General features: G+C 50.2%; 25 protein-coding genes. 8 read left to right on the top strand and 17 right to left on the bottom strand.

Going from position 1 to position 24,939, the window contains the following annotated elements:
• Positions 1–594: 594 nt before the first annotated feature.
• The 4 genes from ACMYUL_RS14465 to ACMYUL_RS14450 form a co-directional block, all read right to left on the bottom strand.
• Positions 595–975, bottom strand: coding sequence for an SRPBCC family protein (locus tag ACMYUL_RS14465; RefSeq protein ID WP_415771372.1), 381 nt, complete (start codon positions 973–975; stop codon positions 595–597).
• Complete coding sequence (locus ACMYUL_RS14460) at positions 972–1,133, bottom strand: hypothetical protein (protein WP_415771370.1); 162 nt, start codon at positions 1,131–1,133, stop codon at positions 972–974. Before ACMYUL_RS14460 ends, ACMYUL_RS14465 begins: the two co-directional genes overlap by 4 nt.
• 118 nt (positions 1,134–1,251) lie before the next feature.
• Complete coding sequence (locus ACMYUL_RS14455; RefSeq protein WP_049224090.1) at positions 1,252–1,908, bottom strand: response regulator; 657 nt, start codon at positions 1,906–1,908, stop codon at positions 1,252–1,254.
• Entirely contained in the window at positions 1,898–3,718 is a 1,821-nt protein-coding gene (locus ACMYUL_RS14450; RefSeq protein WP_415771368.1) for a histidine kinase, read from the bottom strand. The genes ACMYUL_RS14455 and ACMYUL_RS14450 overlap by 11 nt, the downstream gene beginning before the upstream one ends.
• A 309-nt stretch (positions 3,719–4,027) precedes the next feature.
• Between ACMYUL_RS14450 and ACMYUL_RS14445 the strand changes: the two genes are divergently transcribed.
• Positions 4,028–4,609 (top strand): molybdenum cofactor guanylyltransferase, encoded by a 582-nt coding sequence (locus tag ACMYUL_RS14445; protein ID WP_415771366.1) that lies wholly within the window; start codon positions 4,028–4,030, stop codon positions 4,607–4,609.
• Between the two features lie 203 nt (positions 4,610–4,812).
• Here the strand turns inward: ACMYUL_RS14445 and galU are convergent, their stop codons facing one another.
• The 4 genes from galU to ampD all read right to left on the bottom strand — a co-directional run bounded on the left by galU (position 4,813) and on the right by ampD (position 10,602).
• On the bottom strand, positions 4,813–5,682 hold the full coding sequence (gene galU / locus ACMYUL_RS14440) for a UTP--glucose-1-phosphate uridylyltransferase GalU (RefSeq protein WP_003760224.1): 870 nt from the start codon (positions 5,680–5,682) through the stop codon (positions 4,813–4,815).
• 235 nt (positions 5,683–5,917) lie between these two features.
• A complete protein-coding gene (gene ligA, locus ACMYUL_RS14435) occupies positions 5,918–8,389 on the bottom strand; it encodes an NAD-dependent DNA ligase LigA (protein ID WP_415771364.1) in 2,472 nt (823 codons plus the stop codon).
• 147 nt (positions 8,390–8,536) lie between these two features.
• A complete protein-coding gene (locus ACMYUL_RS14430) occupies positions 8,537–9,793 on the bottom strand; it encodes a cell division protein ZipA C-terminal FtsZ-binding domain-containing protein (RefSeq protein WP_415771362.1) in 1,257 nt (418 codons plus the stop codon).
• A 236-nt stretch (positions 9,794–10,029) separates the two neighbouring features.
• The gene (gene ampD, locus ACMYUL_RS14425) at positions 10,030–10,602 is read right to left on the bottom strand and encodes a 1,6-anhydro-N-acetylmuramyl-L-alanine amidase AmpD (RefSeq protein ID WP_415771360.1); all 573 of its coding nucleotides are present in this window, start codon (positions 10,600–10,602) and stop codon (positions 10,030–10,032) included.
• A gap of 129 nt (positions 10,603–10,731) precedes the next feature.
• Here ampD and mltG point away from each other — a divergent pair, with 129 nt between their 5' ends.
• The 3 genes from mltG (at position 10,732) to ACMYUL_RS14410 (ending at position 12,989) form a co-directional block, all read left to right on the top strand.
• Complete coding sequence (gene mltG / locus ACMYUL_RS14420) at positions 10,732–11,727, top strand: endolytic transglycosylase MltG (protein ID WP_415771359.1); 996 nt, start codon at positions 10,732–10,734, stop codon at positions 11,725–11,727.
• A gap of 111 nt (positions 11,728–11,838) precedes the next feature.
• On the top strand, positions 11,839–12,189 hold the full coding sequence (locus ACMYUL_RS14415) for a helix-turn-helix domain-containing protein (protein ID WP_308862247.1): 351 nt from the start codon (positions 11,839–11,841) through the stop codon (positions 12,187–12,189).
• Positions 12,093–12,989 carry an IS3 family transposase gene (locus ACMYUL_RS14410; protein WP_415771357.1) on the top strand — a complete coding sequence of 299 codons (897 nt, stop codon included), beginning with the start codon at positions 12,093–12,095 and terminating at the stop codon, positions 12,987–12,989. Before ACMYUL_RS14415 ends, ACMYUL_RS14410 begins: the two co-directional genes overlap by 97 nt.
• Positions 12,990–13,177: 188 nt before the next feature.
• Here ACMYUL_RS14410 and ACMYUL_RS14405 read toward each other — a convergent pair whose 3' ends face one another.
• The gene (locus tag ACMYUL_RS14405; RefSeq protein ID WP_415771355.1) at positions 13,178–13,921 is read right to left on the bottom strand and encodes a hypothetical protein; all 744 of its coding nucleotides are present in this window, start codon (positions 13,919–13,921) and stop codon (positions 13,178–13,180) included.
• 576 nt (positions 13,922–14,497) lie between these two features.
• Between ACMYUL_RS14405 and ACMYUL_RS14400 the strand changes: the two genes are divergently transcribed.
• On the top strand, positions 14,498–14,731 hold the full coding sequence (locus ACMYUL_RS14400) for a hypothetical protein (protein WP_415771353.1): 234 nt from the start codon (positions 14,498–14,500) through the stop codon (positions 14,729–14,731).
• Here ACMYUL_RS14400 and ACMYUL_RS14395 read toward each other — a convergent pair.
• The 4 genes from ACMYUL_RS14395 to ACMYUL_RS14380 all read right to left on the bottom strand — a co-directional run bounded on the left by ACMYUL_RS14395 (position 14,732) and on the right by ACMYUL_RS14380 (position 18,404).
• Positions 14,732–15,579, bottom strand: a protein-coding gene (locus tag ACMYUL_RS14395) for an IS630 family transposase (RefSeq protein ID WP_099048405.1) whose coding sequence is annotated in 2 segments (ribosomal slippage) — positions 14,732–15,264 and positions 15,264–15,579 — 849 coding nt in all. Because the reading frame shifts where the segments join, the coding sequence is not laid out codon by codon here.
• 163 nt (positions 15,580–15,742) lie between these two features.
• Positions 15,743–16,258 (bottom strand): single-stranded DNA-binding protein, encoded by a 516-nt coding sequence (locus ACMYUL_RS14390; RefSeq protein ID WP_003742079.1) that lies wholly within the window; start codon positions 16,256–16,258, stop codon positions 15,743–15,745.
• A 3-nt stretch (positions 16,259–16,261) separates the two neighbouring features.
• On the bottom strand, positions 16,262–17,644 hold the full coding sequence (locus ACMYUL_RS14385) for an MFS transporter (RefSeq protein ID WP_415771351.1): 1,383 nt from the start codon (positions 17,642–17,644) through the stop codon (positions 16,262–16,264).
• Between the two features lie 130 nt (positions 17,645–17,774).
• Entirely contained in the window at positions 17,775–18,404 is a 630-nt protein-coding gene (locus tag ACMYUL_RS14380) for a lytic transglycosylase domain-containing protein (RefSeq protein ID WP_311152433.1), read from the bottom strand.
• Positions 18,405–18,684: 280 nt separating this feature from the next.
• Between ACMYUL_RS14380 and ppx the strand changes: the two genes are divergently transcribed.
• The gene (gene ppx, locus ACMYUL_RS14375; protein WP_070513155.1) at positions 18,685–20,193 is read left to right on the top strand and encodes an exopolyphosphatase; all 1,509 of its coding nucleotides are present in this window, start codon (positions 18,685–18,687) and stop codon (positions 20,191–20,193) included.
• A gap of 112 nt (positions 20,194–20,305) precedes the next feature.
• Here the strand turns inward: ppx and ACMYUL_RS14370 are convergent, their stop codons facing one another.
• The 4 genes from ACMYUL_RS14370 to ACMYUL_RS14355 form a co-directional block, all read right to left on the bottom strand.
• Entirely contained in the window at positions 20,306–20,743 is a 438-nt protein-coding gene (locus ACMYUL_RS14370; RefSeq protein WP_246830417.1) for a hypothetical protein, read from the bottom strand.
• 91 nt (positions 20,744–20,834) lie between these two features.
• Positions 20,835–21,746 (bottom strand): nucleotidyl transferase AbiEii/AbiGii toxin family protein, encoded by a 912-nt coding sequence (locus tag ACMYUL_RS14365; RefSeq protein WP_070513158.1) that lies wholly within the window; start codon positions 21,744–21,746, stop codon positions 20,835–20,837.
• A gap of 92 nt (positions 21,747–21,838) precedes the next feature.
• Positions 21,839–22,426, bottom strand: coding sequence for a hypothetical protein (locus ACMYUL_RS14360; RefSeq protein WP_415771347.1), 588 nt, complete (start codon positions 22,424–22,426; stop codon positions 21,839–21,841).
• 4 nt (positions 22,427–22,430) lie between these two features.
• Positions 22,431–23,180, bottom strand: coding sequence for a hypothetical protein (locus tag ACMYUL_RS14355; protein ID WP_415771345.1), 750 nt, complete (start codon positions 23,178–23,180; stop codon positions 22,431–22,433).
• Between the two features lie 493 nt (positions 23,181–23,673).
• On the opposite strand from ACMYUL_RS14355, the gene ACMYUL_RS14350 reads away from it, so the two are divergent.
• Both ACMYUL_RS14350 and tmk read left to right on the top strand, forming a co-directional pair.
• Positions 23,674–23,997, top strand: a complete 324-nt coding sequence (locus tag ACMYUL_RS14350; RefSeq protein ID WP_415771344.1) for a DNA polymerase III — start codon at positions 23,674–23,676, stop codon at positions 23,995–23,997.
• Positions 23,998–24,203: 206 nt separating this feature from the next.
• Entirely contained in the window at positions 24,204–24,830 is a 627-nt protein-coding gene (gene tmk / locus ACMYUL_RS14345) for a dTMP kinase (RefSeq protein ID WP_415771342.1), read from the top strand.
• Positions 24,831–24,939 lie beyond the last annotated feature (109 nt).

Genomic DNA, 24,939 nt, shown 5'->3' with positions numbered 1-24,939 from the left:
TACCATTTGTTATCCCTTTATATTCATATGGTTACGCTTAAAAAACAGGAGCGGTAACAAACGGTAACAAGGTTAAGATATGTATTTTGTTACCAAGAAAGCCATGACTGGCAAGCCTTTCAGCCATTGGTAACAAGGTAACAAACGATTTTTGCGTTTTTTTTTGTATATACGCTTTTTTTGTGTGGGCGCATGACTGACAGAGCCGATACAAACAAAAGCCGCCTGAAAGGCAATATTGGACGGCTGGAAGAAAAGGGCAAACGCAGCCCACAAGACGGCGCGTGATTACTGGTGTTACAATCCGACCATATTTCACAGCTTGGCAGAAATACCACAAAACGCCCCTGAAAAATTTTGACTTTGACAAAATGGGGGGGGGCTGTTTGGGGGTATATCCTCATTTCTTTATTATTTTAATGATATAAAACAATGCATTAATCCTTTGGTTTGTGTCTCTCCGCCGCACCATTATAATCATATGAAACATATACTTACGACATGCTGGGACAGTTATGGGATACAAAAAAGCCGTCATTTTAGACGGCTTTTTTATTTTTTATGGTTGGTGGTGTTTTGGGATATAGGCTTCGATCAGTGCAGTTGTTCGTCTAAAAAGTCTGGGTTGGAAGTTGTTTGCCTTCTTCTCAATTCTTTATCCAAATCATCCTGATAGGTTTGCATTGCTGTGTCTAAATCCATCAATGCGTAAGCTATGAGGCGAATGATTGGGTTTTTGTAGCGGATATTTTCGGTAGCAGTAAAGAGGGTGCGGTTGGCGGATATGGCTTCTAATTCGGCTGTCCATGTGCCATGAAACAGTTGGTGTTCCATTTTAAAGGCGTAATAATCTGGTTCGCGTTTTTCTACGGTGATAAATCGGATGGTTATTTTGCCTGTTGTTTCGAGCCAAATTTCTTTGTCTTTTTTTGGCTGATAATTTGTAAATTGTCCAAAGAAGAGCAGTATTGTCAATGTTGATTGTCGGCAATGGTTTGGTAGGCACGGTCTATCGGTGCGTCGAATATGGTTGTTTTGCTGAGTCGGCGTGTTTTGGGGAGCATTAAGCCGATGAGATGGGGTAGGACAAGCAAGCTAATGGGAAGTAAAACCAAATAAATCAGTATCTTCATTTCTACACCTGTTTGATGGAAAAGGTCGTCTGAAAAACGTTGGAGCGAAATTCGTTCTACCTGTTTTCAGACGACCTTTTTTTGTTTTTACCGCTTTCGCATCGGCATCCTGAGCCGTTTAATTAATTTCAGGCTGCGGGACTTTGTGTTGGACGGCGTAAACGGCGGCTTGGACACGGCTGCTGAGGTTGAGTTTGCGTAGCAGGTTTTGGACGTGGACTTTGACGGTGGATTCTGCCAAGTCCAGATGGCGGGCGATGACTTTGTTGCTGTGTCCGGCGGCGAGGTAGCCGAGGATTTCGAGTTCGCGCGGGGTGAGGGTGGCGAGTGCTTGGTCGGTGCGTGGTGCGGACGGGGAAATCAGGGATTGAACAAGGCGTGTGGTCATTTCGGGAGAGAAGACGTTGTCGCCGTCGACGGCTTTGCGGATGCTGTCGAGCAGGAAGTCGGCGTTTATGTTTTTCAGCAAAAAGCCGCGTGCGCCGATGCGCATACATTCGGTCAGGTCGTCGCTGTCTTCGGAAACGGTCAGCATGATGACGGTTTGGTTTGGATTGACGCCCAAGATTTGTGCCAGTGCTTCGCGTCCGTTCATGACGGGCATGTCAAGGTCGAGTAAGACGACGTCGGGTTTGAGCTGTTCCGCCATTTTGACGCCGGACAAGCCGTCGGCAGCTTCGCCGATGACTTCAAAGTCGCTTTGGCGTGAGAGTAGTGCTTTGATGCCGCTGCGGAAGAGTGTGTGGTCGTCGATGAGGATGATTTTAATAGTCATGGGTCGTTCTCTTGTGTTGCGGTAAGGTTAAGGTAACGGTTGTGCCTTGTTCGGGCTGGGATTGGATGTCTAGGTTGGCATTGATGCGGCGTGCGCGCTCTTGCATGATGCCGAGTCCGACATGTTCGCCGGAGAGTTTGTGCAGGTGTTGCGGGTTAAAGCCGATACCGTCGTCTTCGATGCTCAGGGTAAAGTTTTGTTGGTTGAGCATGCTGATTTTGACGTGTTGGGCTTTGGCGTGTTTGCGGATGTTGGACAGGCTTTCTTGCAGGATGAAGATGATTTGCAGCTGTTCGTCATCGTTTAATGTGCGGCCGTCGTCCTGCCATACTGTTTCTACATTGATTTTGGTTTGGCGTTTAAACCTGGACAGCAGGGTGGTTACGGCTTCCGGGAAGTCTTTGTTGCTGATTTTGGTTCGGAAGTTCAGCAGAAGTTCGCGCACGTCTTCGTAACATTCTTGTACGCCGTCTTTGATGAAGCGGATGTTTTCTTCGGCTTGGTCTTTTTGGTCGGCGTGGAACGCGCTTTCGAGCATTTGAACTTGCAGATTGAGGAAGGTTAATGCTTGGGCGATGCTGTCGTGCAAGCCTTGTGCAATCAGGTTGCGCTCTTGGAGTACGGCAAGTAGGCGCCGTTCTTGTTCGAGACGGCTGCTGGCGATGGATACACCTAATTGACCGCATAATGTACGCAGGAGTTCGTTGTCGTTGTCGTTGAGTGTGGGGTCGTCTGAAAAATATAGGGTCAGGATGCCGAGTTCTTCTTCTTGATAGGTGATGGGAAAAACGGCGCTGTGTTTGAATTCGGATGCTTTTTCGTCCGGTTGGGTTTGTTCGGTGTCCGAATCGTCGCCTTCTGCTTCGGACAAACCGATGGAGGCGACTAGGTTTGTGTTTTTGCGGTCGTTGTCTAAAAGGCGGATGCTGCCTGCGCTTGCGGAAACGGCTGGCAGGGTCCGTGCGAGGAATTCTTCTGCTGCTTCGCGCGGGGTAAGGGTTTGGTGCAGGTCTCGCGTGGTTTGGTAGAGCAGGGTCAGGTCACGGTTTTGGCGGGCGAGGTCTTGGGTTTGTCTGGCGACTTGTCCTTCCAAGTCGGTATAGAGGACTTTCAGACGACTGCTCATTTGGTTGAAGCCTTTGCTGACTTGCGCAAACTCTTGAATCTGTTCGGTATCGATTTGTACGCCGAATCTGCCTTGGCTGATGGTTTCTACACCGTCACGCAGGGTTTCCAGCGGACGGATAATCCAAGCGTAGTGCCATACGATCATTAAACCTGCGGCGACAAAAATCATCAGCATCATCGCCATTTGAAAGCGGCGCAGCCACAAGGTGTTTTTTTCGTTGGCGTTTTCCAATGCCTGTAAGAACAATTCGATATTGCCGGCAAAGCGGTAGAGTTCGATCTGCGTCGGTCTGCGGTAATGTTTCAGCGCGGGTTGGATGTTTGATTTCCAGTCGATTAAGAGCATGGACTGTATGAGATTATACGCCGGCGGTGTTTCCGAAGGCATCAGGGGATAGATGGCATCGCTGGTGGTGATGCGCAGAAGCGTCTTTTCAAATTCGCGTAACTGGTTGTCTATTTGCGCTTGCGGAGTGCGCTCGCCTGCCATGTAAGCCAAACGATAAACCTGCATTCTCAAGCTGCCGGCATCTTCAATGACGGTCGCTGCGTTTTCCAGCCTCAGCGATAAAATCAGGGTCAGGATGACGGACAACAAGGCCGAACCAACCCACAAGACAGTCAGCAGTTTTAATCGTGAGGACAGGCTCAAGCCGCCTGAAAATAGGGTTCGTAAGCTCATGGAATAAAGGAAGGGCGTTGTGTTGCCAAATGTTATAAACATATCATTCTTTAAGCGGGGAAACAACCTGTCCGAAACGGAATTTGGCGCAAATGAGAAGAGATTAGCTTTAATGTAAAATCGTGTTATGATAAAATTCACTTTATATGAATTTTATAGTGGGCAATCGTCTTTTCAGACGACCTCGAGCGATATGCCGATTTCTCAGGGAATAGGTCGAAACACAACATCCATGAATTAAAAAGATAAGAATCAGCCGATTAACAGTATGGGCACACAAAACCAGAGACTTCACAAAGGACTACCAAAATGAAAACCTTCGCATTGATATTGGCCGGCGGGCAAGGTGAGCGAATGGGAGGGGCGGATAAAGGATTAGCGTTGTGGCGTGACAAGCCTTTGATTGATCATGTTATTGAGGCGGTAAGTCCACAGGTTGAACACATCGCTATCAGCGCCAACCGGAATTTGGAAGAATATGCACGCCGCAGCGCGCATGTTTTTGCCGATTCGCGCCAATGGCAGCATTTGGGACCGCTGGCGGCTTTGTGTACGGCTGCCAATGATTTGCAGATTGCGGCGGCGGATTGGCTGCTGGTGGTGCCGTGCAATATGCCTGCGCTGCCGCCTGATTTGGTGGCGAAATTTGAAACGGTTTCCAAACGCACGCCTTTGTGCAATGCGTTTTATGTGGAAACACCGGTCACGCCGCATTACAACGTAATGTATATCCGTCCGCAAATCCTGCAAAGCACCGTCCCGTATCTGTATTCGGGGATGAAAACCTTGAGCGGCTGGCTGCATCAGCAACGGGCGAGATCGGTGCATTTTGGTTTGGAACATGTTTTTTTCAGCTGCAATACGCAGGAAGATTTGCGGGGGCCGCTTTAAGCTTTAAGCATTGCACTTCGGTTTTTATAGTGGATTAAATTTAAATCAGGACAAGGCGACGAAGCCGCAGACAGTACAGATAGTACGGCAAGGCGAGGCAACGCCGTACTGGTTTAAAGTTAATCCACTATACACAGAAAACCGTGTATCCGTACAAACAAAAAGGTCGTCTGAAACTTTCAGACGACCTTTTGTCATTTGCTTTATTGGGGCATGTATTGTTTCAGCAGTTCGCGGAACTGCGCGCCGGTTTCCGGATGTTTCAAGCCGTAGGCGACAGTGGCTTCGAGATAACCCAGTTTGCTGCCGCAGTCGTAGCGTTTGCCGTCGAAGGCATGGGCGAGGACGAACTCGTGATCCAACAGGCGGGCAATGCCGTCGGTCAGTTGGATTTCGTTGCCCGCACCGCGCGGCAGGTTTTCCAGAAGGCTGAAAATGCGCGGGGTCAGGATGTAGCGGCCGACAACGGCAAGGTTGGACGGCGCTTCTTCGGGTTTCGGTTTTTCGACAATATTGGTAATTCGTTGAAAGCTTTTCAGTTTTTCCACTTCAACAATGCCGTACGAGCCGGTTTGCGATGGATCGACGGTTTCCACGCCCAAAACGCTGTTGCCGCTTTGATTGTAGATATCGACCATTTGCTTCAGCGCGCCTTTGGGCGCGTCAATCAAGTCGTCGGCAAGAATGACGGCGAAGGGTTCGTCACCCACTGCGGCACGGGCGCACAATACGGCGTGTCCCAAGCCTAAAGCTTCGGCCTGACGGATGTAAAGACAGGTAATGTTGGAAGGCAGGATGTCTTTGACGTGTTCCAGCAGTTTGTCTTTTTGACGCATTTCCAGCTCGGTTTCCAGCTCGTAGGCTTTGTCGAAATGGTCTTCGATGCTGCGTTTGTTGCGGCCGGTGATGAACACCATTTCGGTACAGCCGGCTTCTACTGCTTCTTCTACCGCATATTGAATCAACGGTTTATCGACGATGGGCAGCATTTCTTTCGGGCTGGCTTTGGTGGCGGGCAGAAAGCGCGTACCCATGCCGGCTACGGGGAAAACGGCTTTTTTAATCGGTTTCATGTAGTTCCCTTCAATTTAAATGTGGAATCGAGGTTTCAGACGACCTCGGTTGCATATGATTGACTTGGTTGTCACGCTTTCGGCGGCAGGCGAATAACAGCATCTAAAAGGCATTCAACATACTTAGAGTGTTCATTCCCCGATAAGTTGCCAAAGTCGGTCGAAAACCGAATCAAGGATTTGGACGATCGGGCAAGCCGGTTTGGTTATCTCTTTGAATGCTCTCAATAAATCCTCAACCCAGCATCGCCAAAAGTTCTTCCTCGCTCAAAACCGCCACACCCAAGGCATTGGCTTTTTCCAGCTTACTGCCGGCGGCTTCTCCGGCGACGACGTAGTCGGTTTTTTTGGACACGCTGCCGGAAACTTTGCCGCCTGCGGCTTCGATCAAGGCTTGGGCTTGGTCGCGTTTGAGGGTGGGCAGGGTGCCGGTTAACACGAAGGTTTTGCCTGTTACGGCTTCATTGAGGTCGTCTGAAACCGTTGCTTCTTGGTTTTCAGACGACGTTTGGGCGAAGAAGGTTTTCAGGTTTTCGAGCAGAGCGGCGTTTTGTGCTTCGCTGCGCCAGGTTTGCCAGTCGGCGGGGAGGGCTTTGTCGGTTTGCAGGCCTTCTATGCTTTTGCCGGCGAGTTCCCATAAGGCTTGGGCTTTGTTTTCGCTGATTTTGAAACCGGGCAGGCGGGCAATCCAGCGTTGCGGCTCGGCATGGCGGGCAGGCGGGATGGTAACGGCTTGGGTTTGCGGGGCAACGCCTGCGGCGAGCAGCTCGTCTATCATCGCCTGCTGCGCGTCTTGGGCGAAGAAGTGGGCGATGGAGCGGGCGACGACGGTGCCGATGTCGGGCAGGCAGGCGAGGATGGGTTCGGGTGCGCGGCGGACGTGTTCCAGCGATCCAAATGCCTGCGCCAGCGTTTTGGCGGTGCGTTCTCCGACGTGGCGGATGCCGAGCGCGAACAGGAGGCGGGCAAGTTCGGGCGTTTTGCTGGCTTCTATGCCTGCGAGGATGTTTTCCGCCCACTTGGTCGGTTGTTTTTTGCCGTTTTGGGTGTTGCGTTCAGACAGGTCGTCTGAAACCGTTTCTGCGTCGCCGTTTTCGTTTTCAGACGACCCTTTATCCACCGTTTCCTTCATTTTTTGCAAGGTCGGGATGTCGAGGCGGTAGAGGTCGGCGAAGTGGCGGACGAGGTCTTGGGCGACAAATTGCTCGATTTGTTTTTGACCGAGTCCGTCGATGTCCATGGCTTTGCGCGAGGCGAAGTGGATTAAGCCTTGCGCGCGTTGCGCCTGACAAAGCATGCCGCCGCTGCATCGGGCGACAGCTTCGCCTTCTTCGCGTTCGATTTCGCTGCGGCAGATGGGGCAATGGGTCGGCAGGCGGTAGGGCTTGTGGAGCGGAACGGATTGGGTTTGGTTTGCGGACGGTGTTTCGGCAAACAAGTCGTCTTGCTGATGTCTGAGGTCGTCTGAAACGGTAACGGCGGTTTCCTGCATCGGGCGGCGTTCGAAAATCACGCGCACGACTTCGGGAATCACGTCTCCGGCGCGGCGCACGACGACGGTGTCGCCGACGCGCACGTCTTTGCGCGATACTTCGTCCTGATTGTGCAGGGTGGCGTTGGTGACGGTTACGCCGCCGACGAAGACGGGCTGTAATCGGGCAACCGGCGTTACCGCGCCCGTCCTGCCGATTTGCACGTCTATGGCTTCGACGACGGTCAAGGCTTCTTCGGCGGGGAATTTGTGGGCAATCGCCCAGCGCGGCGCGCGGGAGATGAAGCCGAGTTCGCGCTGTTGCGCCAAGCTGTTGACTTTGACGACCATGCCGTCGATTTCATAGGGCAGCTCAGGGCGTTTTTGCTGCATTTGTTCGTAAAACGCCAATACTTCGCCGATATTTTTGAAACATCCGAAATTGCCGTAAGGCAGGCTGAAGCCGAGCTCTTGGAAATAGGCGAGTTCTTGGATGTGTTCTTCGGCTGCGAAACCGCCTTGCTGACGGGCGACGGAGTAGGGGAAAAAGTGCAATTTGCGCTGCGCGGTGATGCGCGAATCGAGTTGGCGCAGGCTGCCGGCGGCGGCGTTGCGCGGATTGGCAAAGGGTTTTTGCCCGTTTTCGGCTTGGCGTTTATTGAGCCCGGCAAAGTCGGCTTTGAGCATCAGCACTTCGCCGCGTACCTCGATGAGTTCGGGCGTATTTTCACCGTGCAGTCGAAGAGGAATATTGGCGACGGTTTTGACGTTTTGGGTAACGTCTTCGCCCGTTGTGCCGTCGCCGCGCGTCGCCGCCTGTACCAAGACGCCGTCACGGTAAAGCAGGCTGATGGCGAGGCCGTCGAATTTGGGTTCGATAACGTATTCGGGATTGCCGCCGTCCAAGCCGTCGCGCACGCGTTGGTCGAAAGCGTACATTTCGGCATGGTCGAACACGCCGTTTTCACCTTGCGGGGAAAAGGCGTTGGTCAGCGACAGCATCGGCACTTCGTGGCGCACTTCGGCAAATCCCGCCAAAGGCTCGCCGCCGACGCGCTGGGTCGGGCTGTCGGGCAGTTTGAGCTCGGGATGGTTTCGTTCCAACGCTTCGAGTTCGCGGAATAATTTGTCGTATTCGGCATCGGGCACGCTGGGCGCATCGAGGGTGTAGTATTCGTAGGCGTAGCGGTTGAGGAGGTCGGTGAGATGGCGGATGTGTTGTACGGTTTGATTCATGGAGGAGGGTTTTCAGACGACCTTTGTCTGATACAGGAGGATACAGGCAAAGGTCGTCTGAAAAATGATAGGTTGAAAACAGCTGAATTTTACCCGAAAAAAAGCGGATATGCCGTAACGACATATCCGCTTTGATTGGATTCGATTTTAGGAGAACAGGCGCAGGGCTTGTTTGCTGCCGGGTTTGATGCCGACTTTGAGCATTTCTTCCTGACGCGCCAAGACGTAATTGCGAATGTCTTTGAGCCATTGGGTAGAAACTTCTTCCATTTTGTCGTTGACCAAATCCAAGCCCAACTGACCGGAGAGGCGTACCGCCAAGTCCATAAAGAGGTCGAAGGTTTTTTCGCCGGCGGGCGCATGCGGAATATCGAGCAACATGCTGAAGCCTTTGTAGGACTGGTTGTCCAAGAGGGCGTTGGTAAATGCGTCGCCTGTGAGGCTGTGGATGGCAAACATCGGGCTGCCGATTTGTCCGGTGTAGTGGAATGCGCCGTCTTCGCCCAATACAAAGCCGAGGTTTTCAACAGAAGCGCGCAGTTCAACGCCGCTGATGTTGCTGTGTGAAACCAAGTGGATGGCGATAGTTTGATCGACGCGGGCGCAGAAGGTATCCAATGCCTGTGCGACTTCGGTAAATGCCGCCAAATCGGTGTGGAGGACTTTGCCGCCCATCAGTTGGGCGAAGGTGTCAACCTGTTGGTTGAACTGTTGCAATTCTTCTTGGGTCGCCAAACCGTTGCGGCTGACTGCTTGCAGGCCGACAACGAAACCTTGGTAATACACGCTCGGAATCGGTTCGGCAACTTGGAAGCGGTCGTCCATAGTGCAGCCGATGATTTGGAAGCGGTGGCGGTTGGACAGACGGGGCAGGGCGTGCAGCTCTTGCGCTTCGGAGAGGGCGATGTAGGCGAGGTAGTCGAAGCGCGGGTCAAACCACGGCAATTCGACTTGAGACAATTCGTCCAAGCTGACCAAAGGCTGGTTGGCGGCGGACGGCAGGTTGACCGGCTCGTCGCTGGCGGCTTGGGTAGTGATTTCGTTGTTCAGCCCGATGACGGTATGCTGTACCGGCTCGTCGGTAAAGTCGTCTTCAATCGCCAACTCGACATCGGTTTTGATGGCGGAAGGTTTGGCGAGTTTGGCTTTGGCGGCGAAGATTTCGTCTTGTTCTTGCAGATTGCGCAGCGCGGCTTCTTGGGCTTTGTTCGCTTTTTTGACGAACAGACCTTTGCCGCCGGATTCTTTACCGTCGCGCACATGGCTGGTTTTACTGTTCAGGAGCGCGTCTTTGTCGGAGTGGCCGAACTGCTCGCGCACCTGTTTGCGGTATTGGTTTTCTTGGTACATATTGTAGGCGATGACGGCAAGGATGACTGCCAAGCCTAAGACGATGAAAATCATGGGTAATCACTTTTTTGTAAGAGCGGCATTCCGTCTTCGTTGCCCGAAGCAGTTTGCCTTTGGGCGGTATGCGGAATCGTATTGCCGCGAGTAAGTTCGTCGGAGTCGGACACGGATTGTCCCGTATGGATGCTCGATTATAACGAAAATAAACTTTTCTGACAGCAAATGCCGCGAATGATAGCCCAAAATGGGGCTAGGTCGTCTGAAAAATGCTATATGGCATTTTTGAGCGATTAACGGACAACCGGAAAACCTGCCGCCTGCAATCTTTGCCAGTCGAAAAAGTGGCCGGGGTCGGTTTTGCGGTCGGGGGCGATGTCCTGATGACCGGTAACGGCGGTGATGGGATAATGCCCAACCAACGCTTTCAACAGAGTTTCCAGCGTTTGATATTGCGCTTCGGTAAACGGTTCGAAATCGCAGCCTTCCAATTCGATGCCGACCGAAAACGCATTACACTTTTCACGTCCGCGAAACGACGACACGCCCGCGTGATACGCCATATCGTCGCAAGAAACGAACTGCACCGCCTCGCCGTCGCGGCTAATCAGAAAATGGCTGGAAACGCGCAAGGTGTAGATGACGCTGAAAAACGGATGTTCGTCGGGGTTGATGCGGTTGGTAAACAGTTTTTCCACCGCGCCCGTCCCATATTCGAAAGGCGGCAGCGAAATATTGTGTAAAACCACCAGCGACACGGCTTCTGATTCTGCACGCGGCTCGAAGTTTGGCGAAAACGCGCGGCGCGCAGGCTGCCACCAGCCTTGTTGCCAGTTAATGTCTTGGCATTCGGACGGAAGATTCATAATTCAGACGACCCTTTATTTCAGACGACCACTGAGGCGGAAAAAACATACGTCGGGCGGGCGCGCGGGGAAGAGGGTGCGCATTTCGGTTATACTGTCGCCCGACGTTCACAAATCAAAAATCCTACCATGTTGAAAAAAATGTTGAAATGGTTTGCGGTATTTTTTGTTGCCGTTGCCGCCGTGTTCGCCGCCTTGCTGTTCGTTCCCAAAGACAACGGCAAAGCATACCGTATCAAAATCGCCAAAAACCAAGGCATCTCTTCCGTCAGCCGTACGCTTGCCGAAGACGGAATCGTTTACAACCGCCACGTTTTGGTCGCAGCCGCCTACATGATAGGCGCACACAACAAACTCAACGCCGGCTCGTACCGCCTTCCTTCCAACATTTCCGCATGGGGCATTTTGCAGAAAATCCGCAGCGGCAGACCCGATGCCGTTACGGTTCAAATCGTCGAAGGTTCGCGTTTTGCCACGATGCGTAAAATCATCGACAACACCCCCGACATCGAACACAAAACACGCGGCTGGAGCGATGCGGAACTCATGCAGGCAATTGCCCCCGACGCGCTCAGCAGCAATCCCGAAGGTCAGTTTTTCCCCGACAGCTATGAAATCGACGCAGGCAGCAGTGATTTGCAAATCTACCAAACCGCTTATCAAACCATGCAACGTCGTCTGAACGATGCTTGGGAAGATCGCCAAAGCGGATTGCCCTACAAAAATCCGTATGAAATGCTCATTATGGCGAGCCTGATTGAAAAAGAAACCGCCCATGAAGACGACCGCGCCCATGTTGCTTCAGTATTCGTCAACCGCCTCAACATCGGCATGCGCCTGCAAACCGACCCGACCGTGATTTACGGTATGGGTAGCGCGTATAAAGGCAAAATCCGCAAAGCCGACCTCCAGCGCGATACGCCGTATAACACCTACACCCGCAGCGGCTTAACCCCGACCCCCATCGCCCTGCCGAGCAAAGCCGCCCTTGAGGCTGCCGCCCACCCGTCAAATGAAAAATACCTCTATTTCGTCTCCAAAATGGACGGCACCGGCTTGAGCCAGTTCAGCCATAATCTGGAAGAACACAATGCCGCCGTACGCAAATATATTTTGAAGAAATAGGTTGAACTGAGCTTCAAAAGCATAAAGGTCGTCTGAAAACTAGAAAACCGGTTTGAACTGCACCCCAAAAGTTGGACATCCCCCCTCCAACTCACAAGGTGCAGTTTTTTTATGAGCAAATATACATTACACTTCAAATACCAAGCCGTACTTCACTACCTGCATATACGCAGCCAACAGCGTACTGCAGACCACTACGGCATTTCCCGAACCCACCTGAGACGATGGATACGCGCCTATCAAGAAGGCGGCATCGGCGCACTCGAACATCCCCAATCCAAAACCATGACCGACCACCGCAAAAACCCCTTCATCGCAGATAAACCCGACCAAGAAAAAACACAGGCAGAGCTTATTGAAGAGTTGTGCTATATGCGCGCAGAGGTCGCCTACCTAAAGGAGTTAAAAGCCCTCAGCCAAAAGCGGACCGAAAAGGACAAAGCCAAACCGTCCAAACACTGAGGGCGCAACACCCGCTCAAATACCTGCTGCACATCGCAAACCTGCCCAAAAGCAGCTTTTACTACCACCACCAAGACCGACCCGACCCCGACGAAGCCGACAAAGCCCTCCTCGTCGAAACCTACCGGCGGCATAAAGGACGCTACGGGCAAAGGCGCATTGCCGCAGCATTGGGTTGGAACCGCAAAAAAGCGGCGCGGTTGATGAAACAGATGGGGCTGAAAGCCCTCATACGGGCGAAAAAAGCCTACCGCCATCCCGCCATGGGCGAGATATCGGAACACCTCCTCAAACGCCGGTTCAAAGCCCGAAAGCCCAACGAAAAATGGCTGACCGACGTGACCGAACTCAAAGGGAGCGACGGCAAACTGTACCTCTCGCCGATATTGGACCTGTTCAACCGCGAGATCGTCGCCTACGCCATGAGCCGCAGAGCCGACAGTGAAATGGTGAAGGAAATGCTCGAAAAAGCCGCACCCCGTCTAACTGATAAAGGAACGATGCTTCATTCCGACCAAGGCGTGCTGTACCGTACGGCGGGGTATAGGGAATTGCTTGCGGAGCATTCCATGGTTCAAAGCATGTCGCGAAAGGCGAACTGCTGGGACAATGCGCCGATGGAAAGCTTCTTTGCGGTGTTGAAGACGGAGTGTTTCTATAACGCAGGTGAATTGACGGTGGACGAATTGATGAAGCAGATAGATGACTATATGGATTACTACAACCGGGAGCGTTGCAGTTTGAAATTGAAAAAGCTGAGTCCTGTCGCATACAGAACCCAGCTTACACAGAGCGCCTGAAAAGGCTTTTATGAGTGTCCAAGATTTGGGGGCCAGTTCAGTTTTCAGACGACCTTTTGTCTCAGGATAATTTAGAACAGATTATTCCTGTTTATCTTTATCAAGTTATTTTATTTTCATTGCTACTGCAAAATAAGAAGCGGTCTGAAAACCTATTTGGTTTACAGACCGCTTTTATTATTTATACCTTATCGGGTAGGCGGTTTGGCGTATCCGTCATTGGCGGGAAAGGCTTGAGGTTCATTTCTGCTGCGGTTTGGGTCGTACAGTTCGAAAATTGCAGTGCCGATTACACCCGTATTGCGGATGGAGCCATTATCCGAGTTGGCGGCATAAGAGTCGTGGGGGCTGCTGAAGACAAACGACGCCACCGCGCTGCTACTTTTGCGGAAACCTTCGATTTCTAAAGAATCATGAGGATACAAGACATAACCGTCGGCGTATTTGCTGGCCGATTTGCCTGAAATCACATCCAAACCATCAACGCTGGCTACGATTTCCAAGGTTTTGTTGCTGTTGTTTTGATAGACCAAACGGTATGCCTGTCCGTCTGTACCGCGCAGATAGTAGTTGCCTTTGTCACGGAATATCGGCAGCAGGCTGCCATCGTCACCGCGTACAGACAATTCCACTTTGCCTGAAGCTAAAGCAATCGAATTGACGCTGCGGCCGCGATAATCTTTGGAAGAGTAGTTTAATACACTTTGCGCCAAAGGTTCCTGGCTGACACGGCGCAAATCTACAGAATGAACAGGAGATTCCACCTCATCGCCCCAACCCGTTCCTAATTTCTCTGCCGCTTGCGCACTTTGGCTTGGTACGGCTGAATTGGTGGCAGCCGGTGCTTCAACTGCTTGATGTGATTGTGAACAGGCTGCTAAAACGGCAGCCAGCAACACCGGCAGCCATAATTTAAATTTCATTTGAGGCATAATCGCTCCTACGATAAATTGGATGATGGATAAACAACCTGAAATTATAGTGGATTAACTTTAAACCAGTACGGCGTTGCCTCGCCTTAGCTCAAAGAGAACGATTCTCTAAGGTGCTGAAGCACCAAGTGAATCGGTTCCGTACTATCTGTACTGTCTGCGGCTTCGTCGCCTTGTCCTGATTTAAATTTAATCCACTACACATAATAAAACTTACCGTATCATTATTGTTTTTTCTAAATAACAAGGGCAATACAGCAAAAGATTTACCCATAATCTATACACTTACTCTAAATGGGTGAGAAACAGTATTACATCATACTTTGTAGGTTTATACGTCTAAAGCGCTTATCAAAGAACTTTTCTTATTGGAACCTTGTCAATAAACAGGGTAAATAGGGGTAAAACTGTCGGTCAGGTCGTCTGAAAGTCATTTTCAAGACTTTATTTATGATTCTAAAGAATTTTAAATTGCGTATTGTCGACTTCAAGGATGGAGATTTGTTGAGAGATACCGTATTGTTATGGATGGCAATTTCGACGGCACGTTAGAAGATGCTTCTATCGAAGGATAAAATGACGATGAAAATTAAGGTAGCTATGCTGGGTATTACCGGCTTGATATTGTCCGGCTGCTTTTTCGCCAATGACGAAATCAAATTGGATGATATTGGGAATTTCAAAATTACTGTCAATGAAGCTAAAGATTATAGGCAGGCGCACTTAACAGGCTTATTAGGCAATAGCGCAATGGGCATTTCAGTTATAAAGACAACTTCCCGCAATGATGAGCTGAATATTACTTTATAGTCAATTAAAATCAAAATAGGACAGTAACGCATCGTCAAATCGGGCGTAATCAGACAATACGGTTCGCAGATACCGCTTAATATTCGCCCACACCTTCTCAATCGGGTTGAGCTCAGGTGAATAAGGTGCAAGAGGCAATACCTTATGTCCCCATTTTTCCGCCATTTCCCGTAAGACACCCATACGGTGAAATCGCGCATTATCTAAAATAATCACCGATTTTTGAGTCAATGCGGGCAGTAGGCATTGCTGAAACCACGCTTCAAAAAAGACTCCGGTCATCGTATTTTGATAAACCATCGGAGCAATCAGCCGGTTGCCGACTTGTGCGGACACCAGAGATAAGCGTCGGTATCTTTTTCCACTTATCTGCGCTTTCACTATTTGCCCTTTCGGGCTGCGGGCATAGGGACGGAACAGGTAGCGGTCAAATCCTGTTTCATCCAAATAAACACGTTGGTAGTCGGAAAATTCGGCCAGCTGTGTCAAATAATGCGTTACTTTGGCCGGATCTTGTTCTTTGTAAGTGGTGGTCTTTTTTTGCGCGTCATCCCCATCTGTTTGAGTGCATAGCAAACGGCGGCTGGCGTACAATCAAAATGTTTGGCGATTTCATGCAGATAGGCATCCGGGTGTTGCCCAACATATTGAGCCAGTTTTTGCCTATCCAATTTGACGGCATTTAGACCGGTAACTTGATGTTTTAGGCTGCCTGTTTGTTTTTTAAGGCGAATCCACAGGTAAAGCGTGTTTCTTGACAAGTTAAACGTCGCTGCGGTTTGGCTGATGTTTTTGCATTGTTCGTAATAGTTTAAAGCTTTGTTTCTTAAGTCCGCAGAGTATGCCATGGTTAGACCTTAAAAGTTGAGTATTGTACTATTTTATTTTTAATTGACTATAACAAAGAAGATAACAAAAGTCAAAATATGTGTAAAAAAAGAGAAACCTTGCTATATAAGGTTTCTCTGGGTTTTAATGATTTATTTTTTACAAAATTCAAGTATACAGAATTCAGAACGGAATATCGTCGTCGATGTCTTCGACAGGGGCTGCCGGTGCGGCGGGAGCTTGGCGGCGGGGGGCGGCAGGGGGTTCTTGGTTTTGCGGGGCGGCTTGGTATTGTTGCTGCGGCGCTTGTTGTTGGTAGCCGCCTTGGCTGTAACCGCCGTCGTCGTAAGGCGCGCCGCCGCTGTTGTCGTTGCGGCCGCCGAGCATTTTCATTTCGTTGGCGATAATGTCGTATGCGGTACGTTCGATGCCGTCTTTGCCTTGGTATTTACGGCTTTGGATGCGGCCTTCCAGATAAACTTGGCTGCCTTTTTTCAGGTATTGTCCGGCGATTTCGGCGAGGCGGCGGTACATGGTGATGTTGTGCCACTCGGTGCGTTCTACGCGCTGGCCGTTGCGGTCGTTCCATGTTTCGCTGGTGGCGACACTGAAATTGCAGACGGCTTCGCCGTTGGGCATATAGCGGACTTCGGGGTCGCGACCGAGACGGCCGATAAGGATGACTTTGTTTAATGACATTTTTTAAACTCCTGTGATGATGTTTTCGGCGGCCTCTTGGTCAAATCCTTTTTGCAACGCCTTGATGTAAATGGTTTGTTTGTCTGCGCTGAAGGTAATGCTTTCAACGCCTTCGACTTGGGATAATGCTTGGTAGAGCGAATCGTGTTTTTCCTGCCATGCGGGGCTGACGGGATAGCTGAGGTTTTTGACGGGTTTGGGCGCGGGCGCGAGTACGGCGATGACCAGCCATAGCAACATCAACACGCTGCAAAAGGTGAAAACACCTGCAAAGCCGTATTGTTGAAACAGCCATCCGCCGCTTGCGCCGCCCACAAACAGCCCGACGGACTGCATGGTATTGTAAACGCCCATTGCCGTGCCTTTCAAATCGGCCGGTGCAATCTTAGACACCATGGACGGCAGGCTGGCTTCCAATACGTTGAAGCCGATAAAGTAAACAATCAGATAGGCGGTAATCAGCCAAATCGAGTGCATGCCGAACAATAAGCCGATTTGCGCCGCGGCAATGCAGGCGATGCCGAGGATGAAGACTTGCTTGAGCTTGTTGCGGGTTTCGCCGATGATGATGAGGGGGATCATAATCACCAGCCCTGCGATGGTCGAGGGCAGATAGACTTTCCAATGCTGGATTTTTTCCAAACCGAGCTGCGTCATGGCAAAAGGCAGGGCGGTGAACAACGCCATTTGTGCGGCGTGCAGCGCGAAAATGCCGAAATCCAAGTTGAGAAGCTGGCGGTCTCGGAGGACTTCGCCCATGCGAGAGGGCTGCGCCTGTGTGTCTTCGTGCAGCTTTGATACTTCGGGATCAGGAGTCATCCAAACGACAACGCCTATGCTGATGACGGTCAGGATGCCGGTCAGCATAAACAATCCGGGTACGCCGATAATATCGGCAATCATCGGGGCAACCACCAGGCTGACGGAAAAGGTCAAACCTATGCTTAAGCCTATCATCGCCATTGCGCGGGTACGCACACCGTCCCGGGTCAAGTCGGCAAGCAGCGCGGTTACTGCGGCGCTGACTGCGCCCGCCCCTTGAATGGCGCGCGCGGCAACCAGCATGGGCAATGAGTTGGCGGCAGCGGCAAGAAAACTACCGGCGGCAAAGACAATCAGTCCGACATAAATGGTTTTTTTGCGTCCGAACTTATCGGAAGCGATGCCCAAAGGCAGTTGCAGCAAAGCCTGTGTCAGTCCGTAGATGCCCATTGCCAGACCAACCAAGGTTTTGTTGTTTTCCGCGCCGGGCAATGAGGCGGCATATAAGGACAAAACGGGGAGAACCAAAAACATCCCCAACATACGCAGTGCGTAAACGCCGGAGAGGGTGGTGCTGGCACGCCATTCGTGCGGGAACATTTGGATGCGGGTGTCTTTTGCCATAAACGGTTTTTCAGACGACCCGGTAGGATTTTGAGGTCGTCTGAAATTTTAAAATTATCAGATGTGCGGATTATACAGGATTCAAAAGGGTTTGCATTTGCACAGACCGCAGCCGTCTATAACACGCGGTTCAACCCCACTGCCAACGGTTGCGCCACGCGCCCAAGACGGCGTTGGGGTATTTGTTGCTGCCCAAGCTGCCGTTGAAGCGCGCCAAAGCGCGGACGATGTTGCCTTTTTCGATATTGTTGTAGTGGCGCAGGATGGTGCAGCCGTAGCGCAGGTTGGTGCGGATGTCGAACAGGTTGTGCGAAGGTTTGCCGATATAGTTTTTCCAAAACGGCATGACCTGCATCAGCCCGCGCGCGCCGACGCCGCTGATGGCGTATTGGCGGAACGCGCTCTCGACTTCGATCAACCCTAAAATCACTTGGGTATTCAACCCCGCGCGGCTGCTTTCGTATTGGATGTTGACCAGCAGGCGGCGGCGTTCGGCGGCATCGGGAACGTAGCGGGCAAGGCGGGAGGACATCGCCGCCAGCCAGCGTTCGCCTTCGTTTGGATCGGCGAACACGAGGCGCGGCGGGTTGACATTGTTGATAGAGCTGCGCATGACCGAAGCAACATCGTCGGCAAGCGTTTCTTCACGTTGCGCGCCGGCGAGTGCGGCGGCAGGGCTGAGCAGCAATGCACCGCCAGCCATTAAAAAGCGGCGGCGGGACGGGGATTCGGGTGTGAGGATAAGGTTTTCCGTTTTCATGTGTAGTATCATTCGTTTACTCGGTTTAAAGGTCGTCTGAAAAACCTATTTTCGTTTTCAGACGACCTTTTGACGTTTGCAAAACGGATATTATAAGAATATCTCCGTGCGGAATCAAAGGTGGCGTGTATCATTGATGAGCAGATTGACTTGAAACAGACAATGAGTGATACATCAACGCAGTGCAATATTGCGGCGGTTTAAAGTTGATCTGCGATATTGTCAATCAACGGCGGGACAGAGTAACATTAGACCTTCGTTTATCCACCGGTATTTTTTCATGACCACTACGCCCACCAACGTCCTGGCATCCGTCGATTTAGGTTCCAACAGCTTCCGCCTCCAAGTTTGCGAAAACAACAACGGACAACTAAAAGTCATTGATTCCTTCAAACAAATGGTGCGTTTTGCCGCCGGTTTGGACGAACATAAGAACCTCAGCGAAGAATCCCAAGAACGCGCCTTGGACTGTTTGGCTAAATTCGGCGAACGGCTGCGCGGGTTCAAGCCCGAACAAGTGCGCGTTGTGGCGACCAATACCTTCCGCGTAGCAAAAAATATCGCCCAATTCCTACCCAAAGCCGAAGCCGCACTGGGCTTCCCCATCGAAATCATCGCAGGTCGAGAGGAAGCCCGTCTCATTTACACCGGCGTCGTCCACACCCTGCCGCCCAACGGCGACAAGATGCTCGTCATCGACATCGGCGGCGGCTCGACTGAATTCGTCATCGGCTCCGACCTCCAGCCGCTCGCCACCGAAAGCCTGCCCCTAGGCTGCGTCACTTACAGCCTGCGTTTTTTCCAAAACAAAATCACCGCCAAAGATTTCCAAGCCGCCATCTCCGCCGCACGCAACGAAATCCAGCGCATCAGCAAACTCATGAAGCGTACAGGTTGGGATTTCGCCATCGGCACCTCCGGCTCCGCCAAATCCATCCGCGACCTCATCGCCGCCGAGCTGCCCCAAGAAGCCGACATCACCTACAAAGGCATGCGCTACCTCGCCGACCGTATTATTGAAGCCGGTTCCGTCAAAAAAGCCAAATTCGAAAGCCTCAAGCCAGAACGTGTAGAAGTGTTCGCCGGCGGACTGGCCGTCATGATGGCAGCGTTTGAAGAACTCGAACTCACCAAAATGACCGTTACCGAAGCCGCCTTGCGCGACGGCGTGTTCTACGACCTGATCGGACGCGGTTTGAACGAAGACATGCGCGATCAGACGACCGCCGAGTTCCAAAACCGCTACCATGTCAGCCTCAACCAAGCCAAACGCGTCGCCGAAACCGCGCAAGCCTTTATGGACAGCCTGTGCCACGCTAAAAACGTAACCGTCCAAGACCTTGCCCAATGGCAACAATACCTCGGCTGGGCAGGCAGACTGCACGAAATCGGACTCGACATCGCCCACACAGGCTACCATAAACACTCCGCCTATATCCTCGAAAACGCCGATATGCCCGGTTTCTCCCGCAAAGAGCAAACCATACTCGCGCAACTGGTCATCGGACACCGCGGCGACATGAAAAAAATGGCGGACATCGTCGGCAGTAGCGAAATGCTTTGGTACGCCGTCCTCTCCCTGCGCCTCGCCGCACTTTTCTGCCGCGCCCGCCTGCCTTTGGATCTACCGCCGCAAACCCAACTGCGCGCCGATGAAACCGGAAAAGGCTTCATCCTGCGCATCAGCCAAAACTGGCTCGAACAACACCCCCTAATTGCCGCCGCGCTCGACTACGAAAGCGCGCAATGGCAAAAAATCGATATGCCTTTCAACGTGCAGCCTCAATAGGGTTGAAAATGGTAAAAAGGTCGTCTGAAAATTAGATTCAGACGACCTTTTGCATATAACCGTTTTTGCCCGAAGAATAGATGTTTTACCCCAAATATGATTCGCCGATCATTCAATACAAAATATGTTTCTTTAAATAGCCTGATTCAATCAGTGGGAAAACATCAGACAGAGGGGAAATTAATTTAATATCTGCGTGATAAATTATTACTTCTTCATTTTGGTTTAATTCATTTTTATATCTTCTGTACAGATTTTTATCATTATCGAAAAACCAAACTAAAGCATATATTTTCCCATGAATATTTTCTGATTCATGATATAACTTTTTAAATTTATCCCTATTTCCTTCTTTATTCAGTCTTTCAAAGCTATTGCTTTGCTTGGATTTCGACCCTTCCTCTCCAATTAATTTACTTTCCAATGCTTTTGCATGAGCCAATCTTGAAACATCGTTATCATTTTTACTCGAACGAAAATTCATATTTTCTCCGGCTATTGCCGTAGTTAAGAAAAAAAACCTAACAGAAATATGAGTATTTTCTGCCATTTTGTTTTGTTGGTTTTAAAGATAAGAATTTCCATAATACTCCTCCTTTTTGAGAGGTCGTCTGAAAAATCATTTTCAGACGACCTGAACTTTATTGCGGCAAGACAAGATTGTCTAACGTCAGACCCGCATCGCGCAAGCTTTGTACGTATTGCTCAAACACGGTTTGATAATCGTCCGGTATTTGCGGACAGGTATAGGAAAATTCATCTGTTTTACGTTGGTAGTCCCAGTCTTTGCGGAGATTTTTGACATAGGTGTGGTGTGCATCGTAATGACAAAAAATATCATGCAGATTACCCGAAAACAGATGTCGTATGTTTCGTAGTGGGATTCGGTCGCGGCGGCATTCGGCGGCGAGTATTTCTAATATTTGTTCAATCAGATTAGTGTCGCCTTGAATGTGTTGAACGAGATAACTCAAGTCATATAAGTCTTTAAAGCGCGGACGGACGAGGGTTTGATGCAGCTTCCATGCGATTTGCGGGGCGAGCGGTACGGAGTAGGGCAGCGTAAATTGGTCCATCGCCGTATTGAATACGGTGTAGTAGTCAGGTTCGAAGGGCAAATCCAGATTGAACGATACATCAACGCTTAATTCTACACGCTGACCGTTGATGGTGCAGGTCAAATCGGTATTGGTGGTGGGGAAATCGTCCGACATGGCGTAATCCACGTTGCGCCAAAAGGGATTTTGGGAGAATGGTGTGAACGTCACGCCATCATAGGCATAAGCGGTGGTTACGGCTTGCGTCCATTTATTCAAACTGTTTTCGGCTGAACGGTAGTCTTCTTTATACGGCAACATCACATAATCCAAATCGGCAGGTAAGCGCATTTGCAGATTGGGAAAATATTGGCGCGTGATGTGGCTGCCTTTGAGCATAAAGGGAAAATCCAAGCTGGCGGCGCGGCGGATAAATGCTTCTTGGGCGATAAGCTCCAGCAGTCGGGTTTCAGAAAGGTCAGGATATTGAAGGGCGTAGAGTTCAATGGGATTCATGATGCGTTTTGAGCAAGGTTATAAACAGGAAAATGGCTTGGTCATGCTGTTCGTCGGAGATAGGGGGATTCAGACGACCTGAAGGATTCCCCTTAATGCGTCCATCCTTTATCCAAATCCAAATTGCCATCATACACACAATATTCAAATTGCTGTTTGATAAGGGATACTGAATCGGGCAGGTCGTCCAACAACTTTTGTACACGCTCAACAAACTCAGTGTAATCACCCGAATGGCGCACGGTAATAAACCGTTGGTCAGGCGTATGGCGTAAAGTATTGCGCGACAGATGGGCATGGCAGTGTGAGCAGTAGGCGCGCAGGGCAGGCAATTCTTCAGCCTCATGGCGCACCTTGCCGTGCCATTCGAAATAACAGGGTTTTTCGTTCGGATAGGTCGTCTGAAAACGGGCGGCACAATCGGCAGGAATTTCAATTTTTTCACGCACGATGGTAAAGCCTTGTGCGGCAAACCGGTTGGCAAGCATCTGTACATACTGCCGGACAGCATGATAATCGTCCGACTGTATCACAGCAGAAAACATCGGCTGCTGAGGATGCGCGCCCTCGGGCAGCTCGATTAGTACGGCTTTACCGCCCAAGTCGGCACAGGTCGTCTGAAAACGGGGAAGGGCAGAGGAGGGTTGCGGCGTGGCAGTAAGGTGGAGTTCGTAATACATGGTTTCAGACGACCTTAATGTTTTGGGTTGTTCTGTTTATTTGTTTCGGTAGACCGGCTTGCAGGAAACCGGACATTTCGCGATAAAACGCCATAATGGTTTGCATTTTTTGCCGTTCCGGTTCGCTTACTTGAGGGCGAATGTTTATTTCATCTATCAATTCGCGCAGCGGGCGGCGTTTGGTATGATTAGCTTCGTCCAGTATAAAATACAGAATTCCCCCGTCTTGTATCAACCTGCGGCGAGCATCCGTTATATGACTGTTAAAAAATAAATTTTGAATCAGATCGGTACGTTGTTCATCATTTTGTGGAGGTTTAGCGGCCTCAGGAAGCAGCACGATTTTGTTACAAACGCAGGATTGAGGTTGTTTGAGCGCAAAAACGGGCAGGTAAAACATCATCAACATTGCCTTCAGAATGTCGCAGAAATGCTCTTCAGCCTCGTCATCGCCCTGTTGCAGGCGAGCGGGCAGTTGGCAGGTTTGAAGGGTAAAGTCCCATTCGCTGCGGCCTGCAGGCAAACCCAGTCCCAAATCTAAATAAAAATGACTGTCCAGTTCGATAAAATGCCACGGCGTTCGGTTGGCGCGTACGCGCGGCAGATGCAGATAGGGATTGCGGCAAATCCGTAGGTACAGGCGGATCAGATGGGCAATATTACCGCGATAAGCAGGGTTGAGTTGAGGTACGCGGTTGATGCGGGTGGTCTTTTCTTTTGGGCGGAGGAAGCAGGGCGGTTGTTTGGTTTTCATTAGAATGGTTGGGTGGTTTTTGTCGTAGCCAGGTGTGTTTAAATTATAGTGGATTAACTTTAAACCAGTACGGCGTTGCCTCGCCTTGCCGTACTATCTGTACTGTCTGCGGCTTCGTCTTAACAACACCTTACTACTGGTCAACATGGAGGTTGTCTGAAACACAACTTTCAGACAACCTTTATTGTAATGTGTTCAGCCGTCGTAACACCTACGACACATTAGACAACCTGATCTACCGCAGCTGCCCGACGGCGAAAACCAATATGGCCTAGAAAACCAGCTCGTCCGCACCGAAATCAAAAAGCCCGCCAGGCAACACCAAGATTTAGACATACACCTAAGAGGTTACTAGCAAGACTATTTCAAAAAGTAGTCAGCAGCAAAAGAAGAAAGAATTAGAGGTGTCGGTGGAGTATATGTCAGAGACAGCAAAAGCTTGGTTTATGTTGAAGAAATATTCGAAATTATTAGATTACCTTAGGAGATTATCATGGATGTGACATTATTTAATTTTCAGACATTTTGGGAGGCAAACGCTGATGAAGACTATCGTGAAGATATTATCAGAATGTCTATTGCACTTATGACATTTCTTAAAAAGAATAGTTTACTTATTGATATTGAACCCTTTAATGAGGATGGCTCTATCAAAGAAGATTTGATCATTCGAAAATCCAATGTAACTGATGCAGGATTCCAATTATTTGTTAAACCAGTAAATAATTGGTGGAATGCTTTGGATAGGGGAACTCCTCCTGAGAAAGTTACTATTTTGGAGAATGGCTTGAAAAAAATTCGGGCTGCGAAAAAGTAATTTTATAGTTCAGACGATCTCAATACTTTCTTTGAGGTCGTCTGAACTATTTGTTCTTTAACAATATCATTAGCAGTTAACATAGAGGTCGTCTGAAAACCGAATCCAAAGTCGTCTGAAAATCTACTTCGAACCCCATCAAGCATTTATAATCCGTCTTTTCAGACGACCTTTTGAACATTCGTTCTCTCAATAAAATTGACCTTATGAAACCCAAATTCATCACTCTGGACGGCATAGACGGCGCGGGCAAATCGACCAATCTTGCCGTTATCCGCCAATGGTTCGAATCCCACGACCTTCCCGTATTGTTCACCCGCGAGCCGGGCGGTACGCCTGTCGGCGAGGCTTTGCGCGAAATTTTGTTGAACCCTGAAACCAAGGCGGGATTGCGCGCGGAGACGTTGATGATGTTTGCCGCGCGGCAGCAGCATCTTGAAGACGTTATCCTGCCTGCGCTGGCGAACGGTATTCATGTCGTTTCCGACCGTTTTACCGATGCGACTTTCGCCTATCAGGGTGGAGGGCGCGGCGTGCCCCTTCAAGATATTGAAATGTTAGAAAATTGGGTGCAAGGCGGGTTTGGTCCTGATTTGACTTTGCTGCTGGACGTGCCGCTGGAAGTGTCGATGGCGCGTATCGGGCAGACGCGTGAGAAAGACCGTTTTGAGCAGGAGCAGGCTGATTTTTTCACCCGCGTACGCGCTGTTTATCTCGAACGTGCCGCCGCGCATCTCGAGCGCTACGCGATCATTGACAGCAACCGGAGTTTGGAAGAGGTAAGGGCGGATATCGAATATGCGCTGGCGCGTAGTTTCGGTATGGATGTTTAAAACCGAATGAAGGTCGTCTGAAAGTATATGTTTTGCTTCAAAATTGGTTGTTTCAGATAGAAAATAGCGGTATGCGCCGTATTGGGAACATGATAGAATTACAGCCCGT

It is taken from the genome of Neisseria sp. CP9 (assembly GCF_047758525.1).
Taxonomy (GTDB): domain Bacteria; phylum Pseudomonadota; class Gammaproteobacteria; order Burkholderiales; family Neisseriaceae; genus Neisseria.
This window is presented reverse-complemented; position numbering and strand designations above follow the sequence as displayed.

What these genes read in the sequence shown, in the direction of transcription:
- ACMYUL_RS14460 (WP_415771370.1), bottom strand. Translation starts at nt 1,133, where the DNA reads ATGAAGATACTGATTTATTTGGTTTTACTTCCCATTAGCTTGCTTGTC.
- ACMYUL_RS14455 (WP_049224090.1), bottom strand. Translation starts at nt 1,908, where the DNA reads ATGACTATTAAAATCATCCTCATCGACGACCACACACTCTTCCGCAGC.
- ACMYUL_RS14450 (WP_415771368.1), bottom strand. Translation starts at nt 3,718, where the DNA reads ATGAGCTTACGAACCCTATTTTCAGGCGGCTTGAGCCTGTCCTCACGA.
- ACMYUL_RS14445 (WP_415771366.1), top strand. Translation starts at nt 4,028, where the DNA reads ATGAAAACCTTCGCATTGATATTGGCCGGCGGGCAAGGTGAGCGAATG.
- galU (WP_003760224.1), bottom strand. Translation starts at nt 5,682, where the DNA reads ATGAAACCGATTAAAAAAGCCGTTTTCCCCGTAGCCGGCATGGGTACG.
- ligA (WP_415771364.1), bottom strand. Translation starts at nt 8,389, where the DNA reads ATGAATCAAACCGTACAACACATCCGCCATCTCACCGACCTCCTCAAC.
- ACMYUL_RS14430 (WP_415771362.1), bottom strand. Translation starts at nt 9,793, where the DNA reads ATGATTTTCATCGTCTTAGGCTTGGCAGTCATCCTTGCCGTCATCGCC.
- ampD (WP_415771360.1), bottom strand. Translation starts at nt 10,602, where the DNA reads ATGAATCTTCCGTCCGAATGCCAAGACATTAACTGGCAACAAGGCTGG.
- mltG (WP_415771359.1), top strand. Translation starts at nt 10,732, where the DNA reads ATGTTGAAAAAAATGTTGAAATGGTTTGCGGTATTTTTTGTTGCCGTT.
- ACMYUL_RS14415 (WP_308862247.1), top strand. Translation starts at nt 11,839, where the DNA reads ATGAGCAAATATACATTACACTTCAAATACCAAGCCGTACTTCACTAC.
- ACMYUL_RS14405 (WP_415771355.1), bottom strand. Translation starts at nt 13,921, where the DNA reads ATGCCTCAAATGAAATTTAAATTATGGCTGCCGGTGTTGCTGGCTGCC.
- ACMYUL_RS14400 (WP_415771353.1), top strand. Translation starts at nt 14,498, where the DNA reads ATGACGATGAAAATTAAGGTAGCTATGCTGGGTATTACCGGCTTGATA.
- ACMYUL_RS14390 (WP_003742079.1), bottom strand. Translation starts at nt 16,258, where the DNA reads ATGTCATTAAACAAAGTCATCCTTATCGGCCGTCTCGGTCGCGACCCC.
- ACMYUL_RS14385 (WP_415771351.1), bottom strand. Translation starts at nt 17,644, where the DNA reads ATGGCAAAAGACACCCGCATCCAAATGTTCCCGCACGAATGGCGTGCC.
- ACMYUL_RS14380 (WP_311152433.1), bottom strand. Translation starts at nt 18,404, where the DNA reads ATGAAAACGGAAAACCTTATCCTCACACCCGAATCCCCGTCCCGCCGC.
- ppx (WP_070513155.1), top strand. Translation starts at nt 18,685, where the DNA reads ATGACCACTACGCCCACCAACGTCCTGGCATCCGTCGATTTAGGTTCC.
- ACMYUL_RS14370 (WP_246830417.1), bottom strand. Translation starts at nt 20,743, where the DNA reads ATGGCAGAAAATACTCATATTTCTGTTAGGTTTTTTTTCTTAACTACG.
- ACMYUL_RS14365 (WP_070513158.1), bottom strand. Translation starts at nt 21,746, where the DNA reads ATGAATCCCATTGAACTCTACGCCCTTCAATATCCTGACCTTTCTGAA.
- ACMYUL_RS14360 (WP_415771347.1), bottom strand. Translation starts at nt 22,426, where the DNA reads ATGTATTACGAACTCCACCTTACTGCCACGCCGCAACCCTCCTCTGCC.
- ACMYUL_RS14355 (WP_415771345.1), bottom strand. Translation starts at nt 23,180, where the DNA reads ATGAAAACCAAACAACCGCCCTGCTTCCTCCGCCCAAAAGAAAAGACC.
- ACMYUL_RS14350 (WP_415771344.1), top strand. Translation starts at nt 23,674, where the DNA reads ATGGATGTGACATTATTTAATTTTCAGACATTTTGGGAGGCAAACGCT.
- tmk (WP_415771342.1), top strand. Translation starts at nt 24,204, where the DNA reads ATGAAACCCAAATTCATCACTCTGGACGGCATAGACGGCGCGGGCAAA.